This is a genomic window from Polynucleobacter sp. 73C-SIWE, assembly GCF_018882465.1.
Taxonomy (GTDB): Bacteria; Pseudomonadota; Gammaproteobacteria; order Burkholderiales; family Burkholderiaceae; genus Polynucleobacter.
Genome location: NZ_JACVOK010000001.1, coordinates 410230 through 425477, shown reverse-complemented (window position 1 = coordinate 425477; position 15248 = coordinate 410230). Strand labels below are relative to the sequence as shown.

Here is a 15248-nt window from a genome sequence, read left to right as displayed (position 1 = left end):
TTTTGGTGATGGCTGGTGGTACTGGCGGGCACATCTTCCCAGGCCTTGCTATTGCTGAATATCTGCGGATCTGCGGTTGGAATGTGTCATGGTTGGGTAACCAAAATGGCATGGAATATCGCTTAGTAAAGTCTTGTGATTTTCCGTTTGAAGCAGTTGAGTTTGGCGGTTTACGAGGCAAAGGCCTCAAGACCAAACTGATGTTGCCATTTAATTTAATACGCGCTTGTGTTCAAAGTTGGAAGATTATGCGTCGTCTAAAACCATCTGTGGTTTTAGGTATGGGTGGCTATATTTCTTTCCCTGGGGGTTTAGTAACTAAGTTGTTAAGCCGTCCTTTAGTACTACATGAAGCAAATTCTGTAGCAGGGAGTGCAAATCGTGCGCTTGCCAAAATTGCAATGCGTACATTAACTGGCTTCCCAAATACGATGGCGCATGCCGAGTGGGTAGGTAATCCTATTCGTGAAGAGTTTGATCATATTTCGGCGCCTGCATTGCGCTACGAACAGCGTCAAGGACCTTTATCTATATTGGTCGTGGGTGGTAGTTTAGGCGCGGCCGCTTTAAATGAAAATATTCCTGCAGCTTTGGCGCTACTCTCTAAAGATGTGCGTCCTCAGGTCATTCACCAGGCGGGCGATAAGCATTTAGCTGATTTGCAAAAGCATTATGCCGAGCTAGGTATTGAAGCAGATATTCGTCCCTTTATTGACGATATGCCCTCCGCGTATGCACAAGCAGATCTTGTGATTTGTCGCGCAGGTGCAATGACAGTTTCAGAATTAGCAGCTTGTGGCGTTGCTTCTTGCTTAATTCCCTTTCCATATGCAATTGATGACCATCAAACTGCTAATGCAAAATTTTTAGCTGATGCAGATGCTGCAATCTTATTGCCCCAGCAAGACCTGAATCCACACGATTTGGCATCCATGATTCAAAGTTTTAATCGTGCGGACCTAAAGGAAATGGCTTTGCGTGCGCATGCTTTAGCTAAACCACATGCAACCCAGCGAGTAGCTGAGGTTTGCGCTGATTGTGCGGGGGTAGGTGTATGAAGCATATTGTTCAGCAAATTCATTTCGTTGGTATTGGTGGTGCTGGTATGAGCGGCATAGCCGAAGTTTTACTGAATCTAGGCTATCAAGTATCTGGATCTGATTTAGCTGAAGGCCCTGTAACGAAGCGCCTAAAAGAGTTAGGCGCGGTGATTCATATTGGCCATGATCCTAAAAATATTGGTACTGCAGAAGCAGTGGTTATTTCTACTGCAGTAGCTGGAAATAATCCCGAAGTTCTTGCAGCGCGTGCTGCAAAGATTCCAGTCATTCAGCGAGCAGTGATGTTGGGTGAGTTGATGCGCCTAAAACAAGGCATCGCTATTGCTGGCACACATGGCAAGACCACTACAACTAGTTTAGTTGCTTCGGTCCTGGCTGAGGGTGGTCTCGATCCCACTTTTGTCATTGGTGGAAAGCTTAACTCTGCTGGTGCCAATGCGCGTTTGGGTCGCGGCGACTTCATTGTGGTTGAAGCTGATGAGTCTGACGCTTCTTTCTTACAGCTTTTCCCGGCAATGGAAGTGGTTACTAATATTGATGCAGATCATATGGACACCTACCAGCACGATATGGCGAGATTGAAGCAAGCCTTTGTGCAATTTATTCAGCGCATGCCTTTTTATGGGGTAGCAGTATTGTGTATTGATGATGCCAATGTACGTGACATCATTCCATTTGTATCTCAGCCCGTCTTGCGTTATGGCCTCTCTGAAGATGCAGATATTAGAGCTAGCAATATTCGTGCTGATGGCACGCGTATGCACTTTACTGTGGATCGCCGCACCGTTCGCAGGCATGGTAATAGACCAGGCCCTCTTAATATCACATTGAACTTACCTGGGTTGCATAATGTGCGTAATGCTCTAGCTGCAATTGGTATTGCCACTGAGTTGGGTGTTGGCGATGAAGCAATTACAAAAGCACTCTCAGAATTTAGTGGCGTTGGTCGACGCTTCCAGCGCTATGGTGAGATTCCACTTGCCTCTGGTGGAAGTTTTACCTTGATTGATGATTATGGCCACCATCCGGTAGAGATGGCTGCGACCTTAGCAGCAGCTCGAGGTGCGTTCCCAGAACGCCGTTTAGTGTTGGCATTCCAGCCACATCGCTTTACAAGAACACGGGATTGTTTTGGAGAGTTTGTGCAAGTCCTCCGAAATTTTGATGCATTGGTATTGACCGAGGTTTATCCAGCCGGCGAGGCAAAGATTCCGGGTGCAGATGGTAAGAGTTTGATGAAGGCAGCACTTGCAGAGGAGAAGCATACAAAAGGCTCCTTAAATTCTGCGGCGGTGGCATTCGCAGCAAATATTGCAGAGATGCCAGAAAAGTTATCTCAAGTATTAAAAGATGGCGATGTCTTAATCACAATGGGTGCAGGATCAATCTCTGCACTGCCTCATACCTTGGCGGAGGCAAAGAGTGTCTAAGTTAGATACAAGCCTCGGCATGTGGGGCGATCGTGTGAAGTCTCAGATATCCAAGCTAGATGTGAAATCGTTTGGTCGGGTTGGTGTTCTCTTAGGTGGGCGCTCGGGTGAGCGAGAAATATCTCTCATGTCAGGCAATGGTGTTTTGGAGGCTTTGCTCTCTAAAGGTGTGGATGCACATGCTTTTGATACTGGCTTACGCTGCCCAACAGAGTTAGCAAAAGAAAAATTTGATCGTATTTTTATCGCCTTACATGGTCGTTACGGTGAAGATGGAACTATCCAAGGCTTATTAGACTTATTGAATCTGCCGTATACCGGTAGTGGTGTATTAGCTTCTGCTTTAGCAATTGACAAGATTGTGACTAAGCAAGTTTGGATTAGCAATGGTCTGGCGACCCCAGAGTTTGAAGAATTAACTGCAAATAGCGACTGGAATGCAGTCGTCGAGCATTTAGGTCTGCCTTTGATAGTGAAACCAGCGCATGAAGGTTCTTCACTAGGTTTAACCAAGGTGAAATCTGTCAATGAATTACCAGCAGCCTATAAGCTTGCTGCGGGATTAGATAAAAAAGTGATTGCTGAGACTTGCATCATTGGAGATGAGCTCACTTGCCCGCTAGTTGGTCAAGGTGATACAGCAGAAGCATTGCCTGTGATCAAAATTATCCCACCGGAAGCTAACTACGACTTCCATAATAAATATTTCTCAGACAAGACTCAATACCTATGCCCAACTGGACTTGCGGTTGAGATTAATGAGCGCGTTCAAGAGTTGGCCTTAGCTGCATACAAGGCCCTAGGTTGCCGCACATGGGGTCGTGCAGATGTCATGCTCGATCAGAAAACTGGTAAGCCCTATTTATTAGAGATGAATACCTCACCAGGTATGACCTCTCACTCTTTAGTGCCGATGGCAGCTAAAGCAGCTGGCGTTCCTTATGCAGACCTCGTGCTGTGGTTACTAAGCCAAACTTTGCAACAAAAAGAAGGTGCTATTACATGAGCACACTCTTAGACCGCTTCGGAGATATTTTCTCCGTCATCATGTCTCCGCTTTGGAATCATCCAGAGCGGATGCAAAAGCTTAGTCGTTTCTTGATGCGCTGCTTTGCTGTGATGTTGGTGGTTGGGATTCTGGTTTGGTTAAGCCAGAGATCTGTTTTTACTTTGAGACAAATTCAGGTTGAGCCGGTTGCTGGTCAAACACTGAAACACATTAATAAATCTCTCGTGAAGCGTCAGGTAATGGAAACCGTGCAAGGCAACTTCTTCAGTGTGCGTTTAGAAGATGTGAAGCGTGGCTTTGAAAGTATGCCTTGGGTGCGCCACGCTAATGTTCGTCGTGTTTGGCCCAATGGTTTGATAGTGAATATTGAAGAGCAGAAGGCTTTTGCTACTTGGGGTAGTGAGAGTAGCAATACTTTAATGAATACACATGGTGAGCTATTTGCTGGCCGTGTTTCAGAGCTAGTTGATGACAAACACTTATTAGATTTTTCTGGACCAGACGATGCTGGTAAAGAGGTAATGAGCCTTTATGAAAAAGCTAATAACTGGTTTAAACCTTGGAATGCTCAGGTAGTGAGCTTGGCATTAACTGAGCGTTATGCCTGGCACGTCAAGTTATCCAATGGCATGAAAGTCGAATTTGGACGGGATGAAGAGAGTTCGGACAAAAACTTAACAGAAGAACGTGTTGCACGTCTATTTAAGTATTGGCCTCAGGTGCAAGAGAAATGGGCTAATCGAGTGGATGCAGTAGATCTACGTTATGCAAATGGTTTCGCAGTGCATCTTGCATCTGGAAGTTTGAAAAAGAGTGATGTAGATGGCAAAAAAAGTGAGCTGAAGCAATGAGGAATGGCAATGAGTAAAGATAATCGCGACCTGCTAGTGGGTTTAGACATTGGGACTTCTAAGGTAGTAGCCTTAGTAGCAGAGCTTGCACCTGATGGCCAATTTAACGTAGTTGGTGTTGGTCAAACAGCCTCTAAGGGTTTAAAAAAGGGCGTTGTAGTCAACATTGAAGCAACTGTTCAGTCGATTCAGAAGGCTTTGGAAGAGGCCGAGGTGATGGCTGACCGCCAGATTGTTCAAGTATTTACTGGCATTGCCGGAAATCACATTGTGAGCTTTAACTCGAGCGGTATGGTCGCTATACGAGACAAAGAAGTAGGCGCTGGCGATGTTGAGCGCGTATTGGAAACTGCTAAAGCAATCAATATTCCAACGGATCAACAAATTTTACATATCTTGGTACAAGAATTCATCATCGATGGCCAAGAAGATGTCCGCGAGCCAATCGGTATGAGTGGTTTACGTTTAGAGGTGAAGGTACATATTGTTACTGGTGCTGTAAGTGCTGCACAAAATATTGTGAAGTGTGTACGTCGTTGTGGTCTCGAGGTGAATGATCTCATTTTGCAGCCTTTGGCATCAAGCTTAGCTGTCCTTACTGATGATGAAAAAGAACTTGGTGTTGTCTTAGTCGATATTGGTGGCGGCACTACTGACATCGCGATTTATTGCCAAGGATCGATTCGTCATACCGCCGTGATTCCAATTGCCGGCGACCAAATTACTAACGATATTGCAATGGCATTGCGTACTCCAACAATTGAGGCGGAAGATTTAAAAATTGCCCATGGAATTGCTCGTCAAGATATGGCTGATTCAGCCGCCATGATTGATGTACCTGGTGTTGGTGATCGTGACCCGCGTCCAATGTCTAAGCAAGCACTTGCTGCAGTGATTGAGCCGCGGGTTGAAGAGCTATTTACCTTGGTGAGAGGTGTGGTGCGTGACTCTGGCTATGAAGACATGGTCTCCTCTGGAATTGTGCTCACTGGCGGTACGTCATTGATGCCAGGAATGGTTGAGTTAGCTGAGCAAGTCTTCTTACGACCTGCTCGAATTGGTACACCCGAATATCGTGGGCATTTACATGAAGTATTGCGTAGCCCCAGATACGCCACCAGCATTGGTTTGCTCATGGAAGGCCAAGCACAGTTGTTGCGTGGTCGTCGTGTTTCTCAATCAGGCGCACTGCAAGGAATTATGTCGCGCATGAAGGAATGGTTTGCAGGAAATTTTTAAGTTGTTTTTCGTCGTCGTCAATGTAGTAAGTTATTTACCTAGGAGGGTATATGGAATTTGAAATGTTAGATCAAGATACAGCTGGCAAAACCATTATTAAAGTGGTTGGAGTCGGTGGAGCTGGCGGTAATGCTGTCCAGCACATGATCCGTCGCGGAGTAAATGGCGTAGAGTTCATTTGCATGAACACCGATGCTGGCGCTTTACAGCGTTCCGAAGCATCTGTGAATTTGCAACTGGGCTCTAGCGGATTAGGTGCAGGTGCAAAACCAGAAATTGGCGCAGCTTCTGCCGAAGAGGCGCGTGCTCGGATTGCAGATACTTTGCAAGGTGCTCACATGGTGTTCATTACTGCAGGTATGGGTGGTGGTACCGGTACTGGTGCAGCTCCAATCGTTGCTCAAGTCGCAAAAGAAATGGGCATTTTGACTGTTGGTGTTATCAGTAAGCCATTTGATTTCGAGGGTGTAAAGCGCTTGAAGGTTGCTGAGAACGGCGCTGCAGAGCTCGAGTCTTACGTTGATTCATTGATTGTTGTTCTCAATGAAAAGCTCTTTGAAGTTATGGGTGAAGATGCTGAGTTTGATAAGGCTTTTGCTTGTGCTGATGACGTTTTACACAACGCAGTCTCTGGTATTGCTGAAATCATCAATGTTCAAGGTTTAATTAACGTTGACTTTGAAGATGTGAAGACTGTCATGGGCGAGCAAGGTAAAGCCATGATGGGAACAGCAACAGTTTCTGGTATGGATCGTGCTCGTTTGGCAGCAGAAGCTGCAGTGGCCTCTCCATTATTAGAAGGCGTTGATTTATCTGGTGCACGCGGTGTATTGGTAAATATTACTGCTAGCCGCTCATTGAAATTGTCTGAGACGCGCGAAGTAATGGCTGCTATTCGTGGTTATGCTGCTGATGATGCAACCGTAATCTTCGGCACCGTGTACGACGAGACCTTGGGCGATGCATTACGCGTGACAGTAGTTGCCACTGGCTTAAATAATCCTCAGGCACGCAAAGCAAATCAACCCGAAGTAGTTTGGAGACAGGCTACTGGTACTAGTGATGCAATGCCAACAATGGCAGACCTCAATACTTTTGCTCCTTCTAGCGCATCTGCTGCTATGAGTAAGGTTGGCTTAGATTCTGCTTTGAGTACTAGTGCGGGTATGGCGCTGACGGGTGCGGGTAGCACTCCATCAGTTTCAACTCAACCAGCAGCAAGTAGCGGTGTTGATTACAGCCAATATGATTTGCCACGGGTATTCCGTAGTTCCCGCGAGGCGACTCCTACACCTACTTTAGGTGCAGATAGCTCTCCTCAGGCTAAATCCATGTTGGATAAAGGGGCAGATTACTATGAGATTCCAGCCTTTTTACGTAAGCAAGCAGACTAACTAACTGCTCAATACAATAGGTAATTGCAAACTGCCAGCGCGGCGCCCCTCCGGACGACGAATCCCGCGCTTGCGTTGGCATGCTTACTAACAATTACTTATTGGAGATGTCATGATTACTGTTGGACAAAAATTACCAAACGCTACTCTTTATGAATTTTTTGATGAAGAGAGCGAAGGCTGCTCCTTAGGGCCAAACGCCTTTGAAGTTGAGAAGCTTGTAGCTGGCAAAAAAATTGTGATCTTTGCATTGCCTGGCGCATTTACACCGACTTGCTCTGCAAAGCATGTACCTGGATATGTTGAACACTACGATGCGATCAAAGCAAAAGGTGTTGACGAAATTTGGTGTATTTCCGTAAATGATCCATTTGTAATGGGCGCTTGGGGACGTGATCAAAAGGTTGGAAAAAAGATTCGTATGATGGGTGATGGTAGTGCTGAGTTCACCAAGAAGATGGGCATAGAGTTAGATTTAACGGCTCGTGGTTTGGGTGTGCGTTCAGATCGTTACGCCATGATTGTTGAAGATGGTGTAGTGAAGTCTTTAGATCGCGAAGCACCTGGAAAATTTGAAGTAAGCGATGCTGCTTCTATTTTGAAAAAACTGTAATTCGCATTCACTCAGTCAGTAATACTCCCTGAATTTTAGAGATATCACCATGATGAAACAAAGAACTATTGCTACTCCAGTGAAAACTGTGGGCATTGGTTTGCATTCTGGTCGTAAGGTGACAATTTCTATTAAGCCTGCACCGGTAAATTCAGGAGTTCAGTTTGTTCGTGTCGATATGCCAGAGCAGTCAGTTGTACCTGCTACTGCCCTGGCTGTCTGCGACACAAGGCTTGCGTCAGTCATTCAGAAGGATGGTGTGCGAGTCTCTACAGTTGAACATTTGCTATCAGCGTGCGCTGGCTTAGGTTTAGATAACTTATTGATAGAGCTTGATGATGAAGAAGTTCCTATCATGGATGGCAGCGCTGCCTCATTCTTGTTTTTAATTGAATCTGCTGGAATTATTGAACAAGATGCGCCACGTCAATTTGTCGTGATTCAAAAACCCGTCGAAGTTCGCGAGGGCGATAAGCTAGCGCGCTTAGAGCCTTTCTTCGGATTTAAATTAGACTTCACAATTGACTTTAAGCATCCAGCAGTTGATAAGACTGGCCAACGTTTTATTGTGGATTTTGCAGAGCATGCCTATCGCAGTGAGATTGGCCGTGCGCGGACATTTGGTTTTGCGCATGAGGTAGAAGCTTTACGTGAAATGGGTTTAGCTCGCGGCGGTAGTTTAGATAATGCTATTGTTTTAGATGAGCACCGCATCTTAAACAATGAAGAACTGCGTTACGAAGATGAGTTTGTGCGCCACAAAATTTTGGACGCGATTGGTGATTTGTATTTAGTAGGCCATCCAATTGTGGGTGCGTATGTAGCCGAGAAGTCTGGCCACGCACTCAATAACGCTCTTTTGCGTAAGCTTTTAGAAGACCCCAGTTCTTACACAATTGAGTCTTTTGCAGAAGCTAAGGCTCCTGAAGCCTATTCTCAGGAAAGTCAGCCCCTCTTTTTCTAGGGCGTTCTATTTAGATTTATTTTGTAGGAGGCGTTCTACCGCCTCACGAAGATCAGAGTCTGGTGGTAGTTTTTCCAGGAGGTCTTGCCATGACTGTTTGGCCACCTCATTTAAGCCTTTAGGCCTTATGTTTCCGGGGTTTTGCCTTGGCTTGACTTCCCAGTCTGGACTTGCTGGCTTTACTTTGATCTTTATAGCCTTACAACTGAGCCCAATATTCGATAACTCATTGATTAAGCTAGGTAAAATCTGCTGTAGTCGAGTTCCAATGCTGGCGCTGCTAACTAGTAAAAAGAGCTCATTCTGCGCTCCGGAACGCCATCCAGCCTCAATTTTTGGGCTTAAGTGACCTAAATCCAAGCTCTCTAATGCCTTATGGAGCTTAGTCTTGAGTTTGGCTAGATCTTCTGTTTTAGCCAAGATCCCCCCAAGACCATTGGACTCTCGCAGGTATTCCATCCAGTCATGGGCGGAATGATTGCGTGATGGTTTGCGGGCAAAGTTCATAAAAAATGGGGTTGCGGGTGATAAACTCAAGGACTTAATTTTCTTCAATATCCCATGGTAATCGGTCTTCTTAAAACCCTGGTCGGCAGTCGTAACGACCGCCTCTTAAAACAGTATCGCAAAGTCGTTGCTAAGGTTGGCGCTTTTGAGCCTAGCCTGCAATCTTTGGATGATGCTGCCCTTGCTGCTAAAACCGCAGAGTTTAAGACTCGTCTGGCTAGCGGAGAGTCATTGGAGGATATTTCTGCCGAAGCGTTTGCTGTGGTGAGAGAAGCCAGTGTTCGCGTGATGAAGATGCGGCACTTCGATGCGCAGATTATGGGTGGACTTGCTCTGCATCAGGGCAAGATTGCCGAAATGGGAACAGGTGAAGGAAAAACCTTAACAGCAACACTCCCAGTTTATTTAAATGCTTTGACTGGTAAAGGTGTTCATGTTGTTACCGTGAACGATTATTTGGCTCAGCGTGATGCTGAGTGGATGTCAACCTTATATAACTTCTTGGGCATGAAGGTTGGTGTGAATCTATCTCAGATGGATCACAAGACAAAGCAAGAAGCTTATGCCGCAGATATTACATACGGCACTAATAACGAGTTTGGTTTTGATTATTTGCGTGACAATATGGTTCAAGATTTGGACCAACGTGTTCAACGTGGCTTAGCGTATGCAATCGTCGATGAAGTCGACTCCATTCTGATTGATGAAGCGCGTACACCGCTCATTATTTCTGGTCAAGCTGAAGATCACACTGATCTATACATCAAGATTAATGCGCTTCCTTCGCACTTAGAGCGTCAAATCGGCGAAGAAAAAGCAGATGGCACTGGTGTTGAAAAGCCTGGCGATTACTGGGTAGATGAAAAGTCACAGCAGGTTTATTTGACCGAGCGAGGTCACGATAAGGCGGAAGAAATCTTGGTACAGTTGGGCGCCTTAAATGATGGTGCCTCTCTCTATGCTCCGCAAAACATTACTTTGATGCATCACGTTTATGCAGCATTACGTGCGCACTGCTTGTACAACCGTGATCAACACTATGTTGTACAAAATAAAGAAGTCATTATTGTTGATGAGTTCACTGGTCGGTTGATGCAGGGTCGCCGTTGGTCTGATGGGTTGCATCAGGCAGTAGAAGCCAAAGAGGGTGTACCGATTCAGAATGAGAATCAAACCTTAGCCACGATTACTTTTCAGAATTACTTCCGCATGTATGGCAAGTTGTCTGGTATGACGGGTACTGCTGACACTGAAGCGTATGAGTTCAAGGAAATTTACAACCTTGAAACAGTAGTCATTCCACCTAACAGAATTAGTCAGCGCAAAGACCGTCAAGATCAAATCTTCAAATCGTCTCGCGAGCGCTATGACGCCGTTATTAAAGACATTGAAGATTGCTACGAGCGTGGTCAGCCAGTGTTGGTGGGTACTACTTCGATTGAAAATTCTGAGTTGATTGCTAAATTACTCGATCAACGTAAATTACCGCACCAAGTTTTAAATGCTAAGCAGCACGCACGAGAAGCGGAAATTATTGCGCAAGCGGGCCGTCCAAAAATGATCACCATTGCTACCAACATGGCGGGTCGCGGAACGGACATTGTCCTTGGTGGAAACGTAGGTAAGCAGTCTCATTTGATTGAGGCAGATGCCACACTCTCTGCTGCAGACAAAGCAAGCAAGATTAAAGCGCTGCAAGATGAGTGGCAAGGAATTCATGATCATGTGCTTGCTGTTGGTGGTTTGCACATTATTGGTACTGAGCGTCATGAGAGTCGCCGTATTGATAACCAATTAAGAGGCCGCTCTGGCCGTCAAGGTGACCCAGGTTCCTCCCGTTTCTATCTTTCTTTAGATGATTCGCTCTTGCGTATTTTTGCTGGCGATCGTTTGCGTGCTGTGATGGACCGCTTAAAGATGCCTGATGGTGAGCCGATTGAGGCTGGCATGGTAACTCGTTCGATTGAGTCAGCGCAGCGTAAGGTTGAAGGCCGTAACTTTGATATTCGTAAGCAGCTGTTGGAATATGACGATGTCGCAAATGATCAGCGTAAGGAAACTTATCGTCTCCGAAATGAAGTGCTTGAAAGTCAAGACATCGGTGATTTAATTGCTAATTTACGTGAAGATGTCTTGCGTTCGGTTTGTTCTCTCTATGTACCTCTTGAGTCTATGGAAGAGCAGTGGGATTTGGCTGGACTCGAGAATGTTTTAGCAAGTGATTGGGGCTTGACGATTGATTTACGTAGTTGGGTTGAAAGCGCTGAGACTGTTGATGATGCTGAGATTGTGGATCGTGTGTTGCAAGCCGCTAAAGAAGCCTATGACGCAAAGGTTGAGTTATCGGGTCGCGAGTCTTTTGCAGGATTTGAACGCTCTGTGCTTCTTTACAGCTTAGATACCCACTGGCGTGAGCACTTGGCAGCCTTAGATCATTTGCGTCAAGGTATTCATCTGCGTGGCTATGCCCAAAAAGATCCAAAACAAGAATACCGTCGCGAAGCTTTTGAGTTGTATGGTGAACTACTAGGCGTTATTAAGAATGATGTTGTGAAAAGCATCATGACTGTCAAGATCGGAAGCGCCAGTGAGTTAGATGAAGCATCTGAATCTATGACTGAGGACCTGGCTAAATTAGCGGGCGTCCAATATCACCACGCTGATCCTGAAAAAGAAGTTTCTGGATCAACAGGCGACCATGGTGCTTCGATTCAGGTTGTTCCGGCGCCTATGCGAACTGGTCCTAAGATTGGTCGTAATGACCCATGCAGTTGTGGCAGCGGTAAAAAATATAAGAATTGCTGCGGCGCTTTAAGCTAAGCACCTTTTAAAGGATGGCTTGCTAGCAACCCTTTAAACCCTCATCTACAATTGTCAGACCATGACAGTTAACCTCCCCCTCCCCCAAAAAGCTGATCTCAAGCCAGTGAAAGGTTTTGAGATGGGCATCGCTGAAGCCGGTATTAAGAGAGCAAATCGCAAAGATTTATTGGTAATGACTTTGGCGCCGGGATCTCAGGTTGCTGGCGTATTTACTTTGAATCGCTTTTGCGCGGCGCCTGTTCAGGTTTGCCGTGATCATTTAGCACAAGAAGGCCGCAATGGCGAAATCCGTGCTTTAGTAGTAAACACTGGTAATGCTAATGCTGGTACAGGTGAATCAGGTATGAAGCATGCCTTAGAGACATGTGCTGCTTTAGCGAAAGATCTCAAGATTAATCCAGAGCAAATTTTGCCGTTTTCAACAGGCGTAATTCTCGAGCCTCTACCAATTGAAAAGATTGTTAGCGCTTTACCAAAGGCGGTATCGAATTTGGGTGAGGACAATTGGTTTGATGCTGCCCAGGCGATCATGACCACTGATACTCAGCCCAAGGCAAGCTCAGTGACGGTATTAACCCCAGCGGGGCAAGTCGTGATTACCGGTATCTGTAAAGGTGCCGGCATGATTCATCCAAATATGGCAACGATGTTGGGCTTTATTGCTACTGATACTGGTTTTGCTCCAGGCCTATTGGCTAACCTTACTCGTGAAATTGCTGACCTTTCTTTTAATGCGATCACCATTGATGGTGATACTTCAACAAACGATTCTTTCATCATCATGGCAACTGGCCAGTCTCCTGTGCAGATTAAGTCAGCAACAGATCCAAGTTATGCGGTTGTACGAGAGGCTTTGATTGGTCTTGCTAGAGAGTTAGCGCAAATGATTGTGCGTGATGGTGAAGGCGCAACGAAGTTCATAACCATCGATGTACTTGGTGGCAAGAATCAAGAGGAGTGCCGTTTGGTTGCTGAGGCAGTTGCCCATTCTCCTTTAGTCAAAACTGCTTTCTTCGCTAGTGATCCAAACTTAGGCCGTATTTTGGCGGCAATTGGTTATGCAGGGATTAACGATTTAGATGTCGGTTGCGTTCAGATGTGGCTTGGTGATGTATTGGTTGCTAAGGATGGTGGCCGCAATCCCGGCTATCAAGAGGCTGATGGCCAAAGGGTGATGCAGGCTCCGGAGATTACGGTCAAGATTGATTTGGGCCGTGGAAATGCTACCCAAACCATGTGGACTTGCGATTTATCTCATGATTATGTTTCGATTAATGCGGACTATCGCTCATAAAGGTTTTTGATTGATGAATGAAAAATTAGACCAGCTCCTAAGTCATCTCGAAACTTTTTTACCGAAACCTTTAAGTGATGAGCAGTGGAACTCTTCAATTGCATTTAGATGGCGCCGCCGCGATAGTATTTTTGGCAGCATTGGCTTTCTACAACCTGTGAAGCATGTCTCGGATATTACCTTTGAGGACCTCAAGAATATTGACCGTCAACGAGATGCTATTCGGGACAACACTAAGAATTTCATCCAGAAAAAGCCAGCCAATAATATTTTGCTGACTGGTGCCAGGGGAACCGGTAAGTCCTCTCTGATTAAGGCAAGCCTTCATGAGTTTGCTGGTCAAGGTTTACGCTTGGTGGAGGTCGAGAAAGAACATTTGGCTGATTTGGCCGATATCACTGAGCTATTGGCTGAGCGACCTGAGCGTTTCATCATCTTTTGCGATGACCTGTCCTTTGAAGATGGTGAGTCGGGTTATAAAGCCATGAAATCCGCCTTAGATGGTTCGGTTTCTGCCCAGGTCGATAATATTTTGATTTATGCCACCTCTAACCGACGTCATTTATTGCCCGAGTACATGAAAGAGAATGAGAGTTATGTGCATAGCGATGATGGTGAAATTCATCCGGGTGAAGTGGTCGAAGAAAAGATTTCTTTGTCTGAGCGCTTTGGATTGTGGCTATCGTTTTATCCACCCAAGCAAGATGAATATCTAGCTATTGTTGCGCATTGGCTTAATCATTTTGGTTTAAGTGCAGCACAAATTGAAGACGCTCGTTCAGAAGCATTAGTTTGGGCATTAGAGCGTGGCTCACGCTCAGGCCGCGTTGCTTGGCAGTTTGCAAAATATTGGGCAGGCACTCATGCTTAATCTGATTTGATGAATGAAATAAATCGTCCCATTACCGTTGTTGCCGCGGGAATATTGATAGATTCTGAGAATCGCTATCTCTTAGGTCAGAGACCTGCAGGCAAACCATATGCCGGTTATTGGGAAGTCCCAGGTGGAAAAGTGGAAAAGGGCGAAACCGTTTTTCAGGCCTTGCAGCGTGAATTGCAGGAAGAGCTGGGGATTGATATTCGGTCTAGCGAAGAATTAACGGTTCTTGAGCATGACTATCCACATGCTTATGTTCGTTTATATGTCAGCATCATTCGTGATTGGACTGGCACTCCAATAGGCTGCGAGGGACAAGCCCTATCTTGGGAGCCGATTGGTGCCGAAAAACCAAGTGTCGAGCCTTTATTGCCAGCCGCCTGGCCAATGCTGGAGTGCCTCAAAAGGTTTTTAGCTTAGAACTGACAGAGCGTCAGCTTGAAGGGCACATCTGCATTAATAAGCTGCGCTTTTTTATCCCGATCAGCCTTTAGAAAGCGTACAGAGAGTAGATATTTGTTGGCGCTGATTTCCGAGAAGAGTGTGTCATCTTCCAAGGTAATACGCATCAATTGGTAAACCTTGCCGGACGGTGCTTGCTGAAACGAACCATTATGAGCAAGCACCTCTTTTGCTTCACCCGATTGACGCAATAAACGCAAAAATAATTGACATGCTTCTTGCCATGGCAAAAGCGGATGGATGTAATTTTCTAAAAGTTTGCGTCGCTCAATTGAGGGGCTATTTTTCCAAGCGTGATAACTAGGCAAATCAATTGGACTTGTTCCACCAGGAATATTCAGTCGAGTACGAATCGCATTAAGCCACTCGCTCTCAGTGATAGCAGAATTTGGTCTACCAGTAGATTGATTGATATTACTGGCAACAGCATCGATTTCAGAAAGCGTTTGGGATAAAGCCTCTTGATCTACCTTTTGTGACGACTTCAGGCCATTAAGGGCATATTTTTGACGCTCAAATTCTTTGAGTAACAAAGACTTAATATCACCCCTAGCGCCAATATCACCAAGCTCAAACAAAATGGAGATTGCATTGTGGTGAAGCTCTGGTTCATCCGAGCGAAGAAACTGATTGAAGCGGGCGAACAAATACTCCAGTCGAAGCATGCTTCGAACTAATTCGTTAAAGGGGTATTCGTAGACAATCACAAGCCCATATTCTATGA

14 protein-coding genes are annotated in these 15248 nt (G+C 45.6%); 12 read left to right on the top strand and 2 right to left on the bottom strand.

Going from position 1 to position 15248, the window contains the following annotated elements; all coding sequences use genetic code 11:
* The first annotated feature begins 8 nt into the window (after nt 1-8).
* The 8 genes from murG to lpxC all read left to right on the top strand — a co-directional run bounded on the left by murG (nt 9) and on the right by lpxC (nt 8561).
* Nucleotides 9-1058: an undecaprenyldiphospho-muramoylpentapeptide beta-N-acetylglucosaminyltransferase gene (gene murG, locus ICN17_RS02180; protein WP_216236631.1), complete on the top strand. Its 1050-nt coding sequence runs from the start codon at nt 9-11 to the stop codon at nt 1056-1058.
* Nucleotides 1055-2491, top strand: a complete 1437-nt coding sequence (gene murC / locus ICN17_RS02175) for a UDP-N-acetylmuramate--L-alanine ligase (RefSeq protein ID WP_216235984.1) — start codon at nt 1055-1057, stop codon at nt 2489-2491. Before murG ends, murC begins: the two co-directional genes overlap by 4 nt.
* A 19-nt stretch (nt 2492-2510) precedes the next feature.
* Nucleotides 2511-3497, top strand: coding sequence for a D-alanine--D-alanine ligase (locus ICN17_RS02170; RefSeq protein WP_216236630.1), 987 nt, complete (start codon nt 2511-2513; stop codon nt 3495-3497).
* The gene (locus ICN17_RS02165) at nt 3494-4351 is read left to right on the top strand and encodes a cell division protein FtsQ/DivIB (protein WP_216235983.1); all 858 of its coding nucleotides are present in this window, start codon (nt 3494-3496) and stop codon (nt 4349-4351) included. The genes ICN17_RS02170 and ICN17_RS02165 overlap by 4 nt, the downstream gene beginning before the upstream one ends.
* Before the next feature lie 9 nt (nt 4352-4360).
* Nucleotides 4361-5590 (top strand): cell division protein FtsA, encoded by a 1230-nt coding sequence (gene ftsA, locus ICN17_RS02160; protein ID WP_087908874.1) that lies wholly within the window; start codon nt 4361-4363, stop codon nt 5588-5590.
* A gap of 50 nt (nt 5591-5640) precedes the next feature.
* Nucleotides 5641-6984, top strand: a complete 1344-nt coding sequence (ftsZ, locus tag ICN17_RS02155) for a cell division protein FtsZ (RefSeq protein WP_216235982.1) — start codon at nt 5641-5643, stop codon at nt 6982-6984.
* 112 nt (nt 6985-7096) lie between these two features.
* Nucleotides 7097-7597: a peroxiredoxin gene (locus ICN17_RS02150; RefSeq protein WP_087908475.1), complete on the top strand. Its 501-nt coding sequence runs from the start codon at nt 7097-7099 to the stop codon at nt 7595-7597.
* 49 nt (nt 7598-7646) lie between these two features.
* Nucleotides 7647-8561 carry a UDP-3-O-acyl-N-acetylglucosamine deacetylase gene (gene lpxC, locus ICN17_RS02145; RefSeq protein WP_216235981.1) on the top strand — a complete coding sequence of 305 codons (915 nt, stop codon included), beginning with the start codon at nt 7647-7649 and terminating at the stop codon, nt 8559-8561.
* 6 nt (nt 8562-8567) lie between these two features.
* Here the strand turns inward: lpxC and ICN17_RS02140 are convergent, their stop codons facing one another.
* Entirely contained in the window at nt 8568-9098 is a 531-nt protein-coding gene (locus ICN17_RS02140) for a hypothetical protein (protein WP_255538241.1), read from the bottom strand.
* 24 nt (nt 9099-9122) lie between these two features.
* Between ICN17_RS02140 and secA the strand changes: the two genes are divergently transcribed.
* From secA to ICN17_RS02120, 4 genes are all read left to right on the top strand, one after another.
* Nucleotides 9123-11888: a preprotein translocase subunit SecA gene (gene secA, locus ICN17_RS02135; RefSeq protein WP_216235980.1), complete on the top strand. Its 2766-nt coding sequence runs from the start codon at nt 9123-9125 to the stop codon at nt 11886-11888.
* 61 nt (nt 11889-11949) lie between these two features.
* Nucleotides 11950-13185 carry a bifunctional glutamate N-acetyltransferase/amino-acid acetyltransferase ArgJ gene (argJ, locus tag ICN17_RS02130; RefSeq protein ID WP_216235979.1) on the top strand — a complete coding sequence of 412 codons (1236 nt, stop codon included), beginning with the start codon at nt 11950-11952 and terminating at the stop codon, nt 13183-13185.
* Nucleotides 13186-13198: 13 nt separating this feature from the next.
* The gene (locus ICN17_RS02125; RefSeq protein ID WP_216235978.1) at nt 13199-14056 is read left to right on the top strand and encodes an ATP-binding protein; all 858 of its coding nucleotides are present in this window, start codon (nt 13199-13201) and stop codon (nt 14054-14056) included.
* Nucleotides 14057-14065: 9 nt separating this feature from the next.
* On the top strand, nt 14066-14482 hold the full coding sequence (locus tag ICN17_RS02120; protein ID WP_216235977.1) for an NUDIX domain-containing protein: 417 nt from the start codon (nt 14066-14068) through the stop codon (nt 14480-14482).
* On the opposite strand, the gene zapD is transcribed toward ICN17_RS02120, so the two are convergent.
* Nucleotides 14479-15231: a cell division protein ZapD gene (gene zapD, locus ICN17_RS02115; RefSeq protein ID WP_216235976.1), complete on the bottom strand. Its 753-nt coding sequence runs from the start codon at nt 15229-15231 to the stop codon at nt 14479-14481. The two genes, ICN17_RS02120 and zapD, sit on opposite strands and share 4 nt — an antisense overlap.
* Nucleotides 15232-15248: the final 17 nt, after the last annotated feature.

Coding starts and splice junctions, on each gene's coding strand:
- murG (WP_216236631.1), top strand. CDS start 9: ATGGCTGGTGGTACTGGCGGGCACATCTTCCCAGGCCTTGCTATTGCT.
- murC (WP_216235984.1), top strand. CDS start 1,055: ATGAAGCATATTGTTCAGCAAATTCATTTCGTTGGTATTGGTGGTGCT.
- ICN17_RS02170 (WP_216236630.1), top strand. CDS start 2,511: ATGTGGGGCGATCGTGTGAAGTCTCAGATATCCAAGCTAGATGTGAAA.
- ICN17_RS02165 (WP_216235983.1), top strand. CDS start 3,494: ATGAGCACACTCTTAGACCGCTTCGGAGATATTTTCTCCGTCATCATG.
- ftsA (WP_087908874.1), top strand. CDS start 4,361: ATGAGTAAAGATAATCGCGACCTGCTAGTGGGTTTAGACATTGGGACT.
- ftsZ (WP_216235982.1), top strand. CDS start 5,641: ATGGAATTTGAAATGTTAGATCAAGATACAGCTGGCAAAACCATTATT.
- ICN17_RS02150 (WP_087908475.1), top strand. CDS start 7,097: ATGATTACTGTTGGACAAAAATTACCAAACGCTACTCTTTATGAATTT.
- lpxC (WP_216235981.1), top strand. CDS start 7,647: ATGATGAAACAAAGAACTATTGCTACTCCAGTGAAAACTGTGGGCATT.
- secA (WP_216235980.1), top strand. CDS start 9,123: ATGGTAATCGGTCTTCTTAAAACCCTGGTCGGCAGTCGTAACGACCGC.
- argJ (WP_216235979.1), top strand. CDS start 11,950: ATGACAGTTAACCTCCCCCTCCCCCAAAAAGCTGATCTCAAGCCAGTG.
- ICN17_RS02125 (WP_216235978.1), top strand. CDS start 13,199: ATGAATGAAAAATTAGACCAGCTCCTAAGTCATCTCGAAACTTTTTTA.
- ICN17_RS02120 (WP_216235977.1), top strand. CDS start 14,066: ATGAATGAAATAAATCGTCCCATTACCGTTGTTGCCGCGGGAATATTG.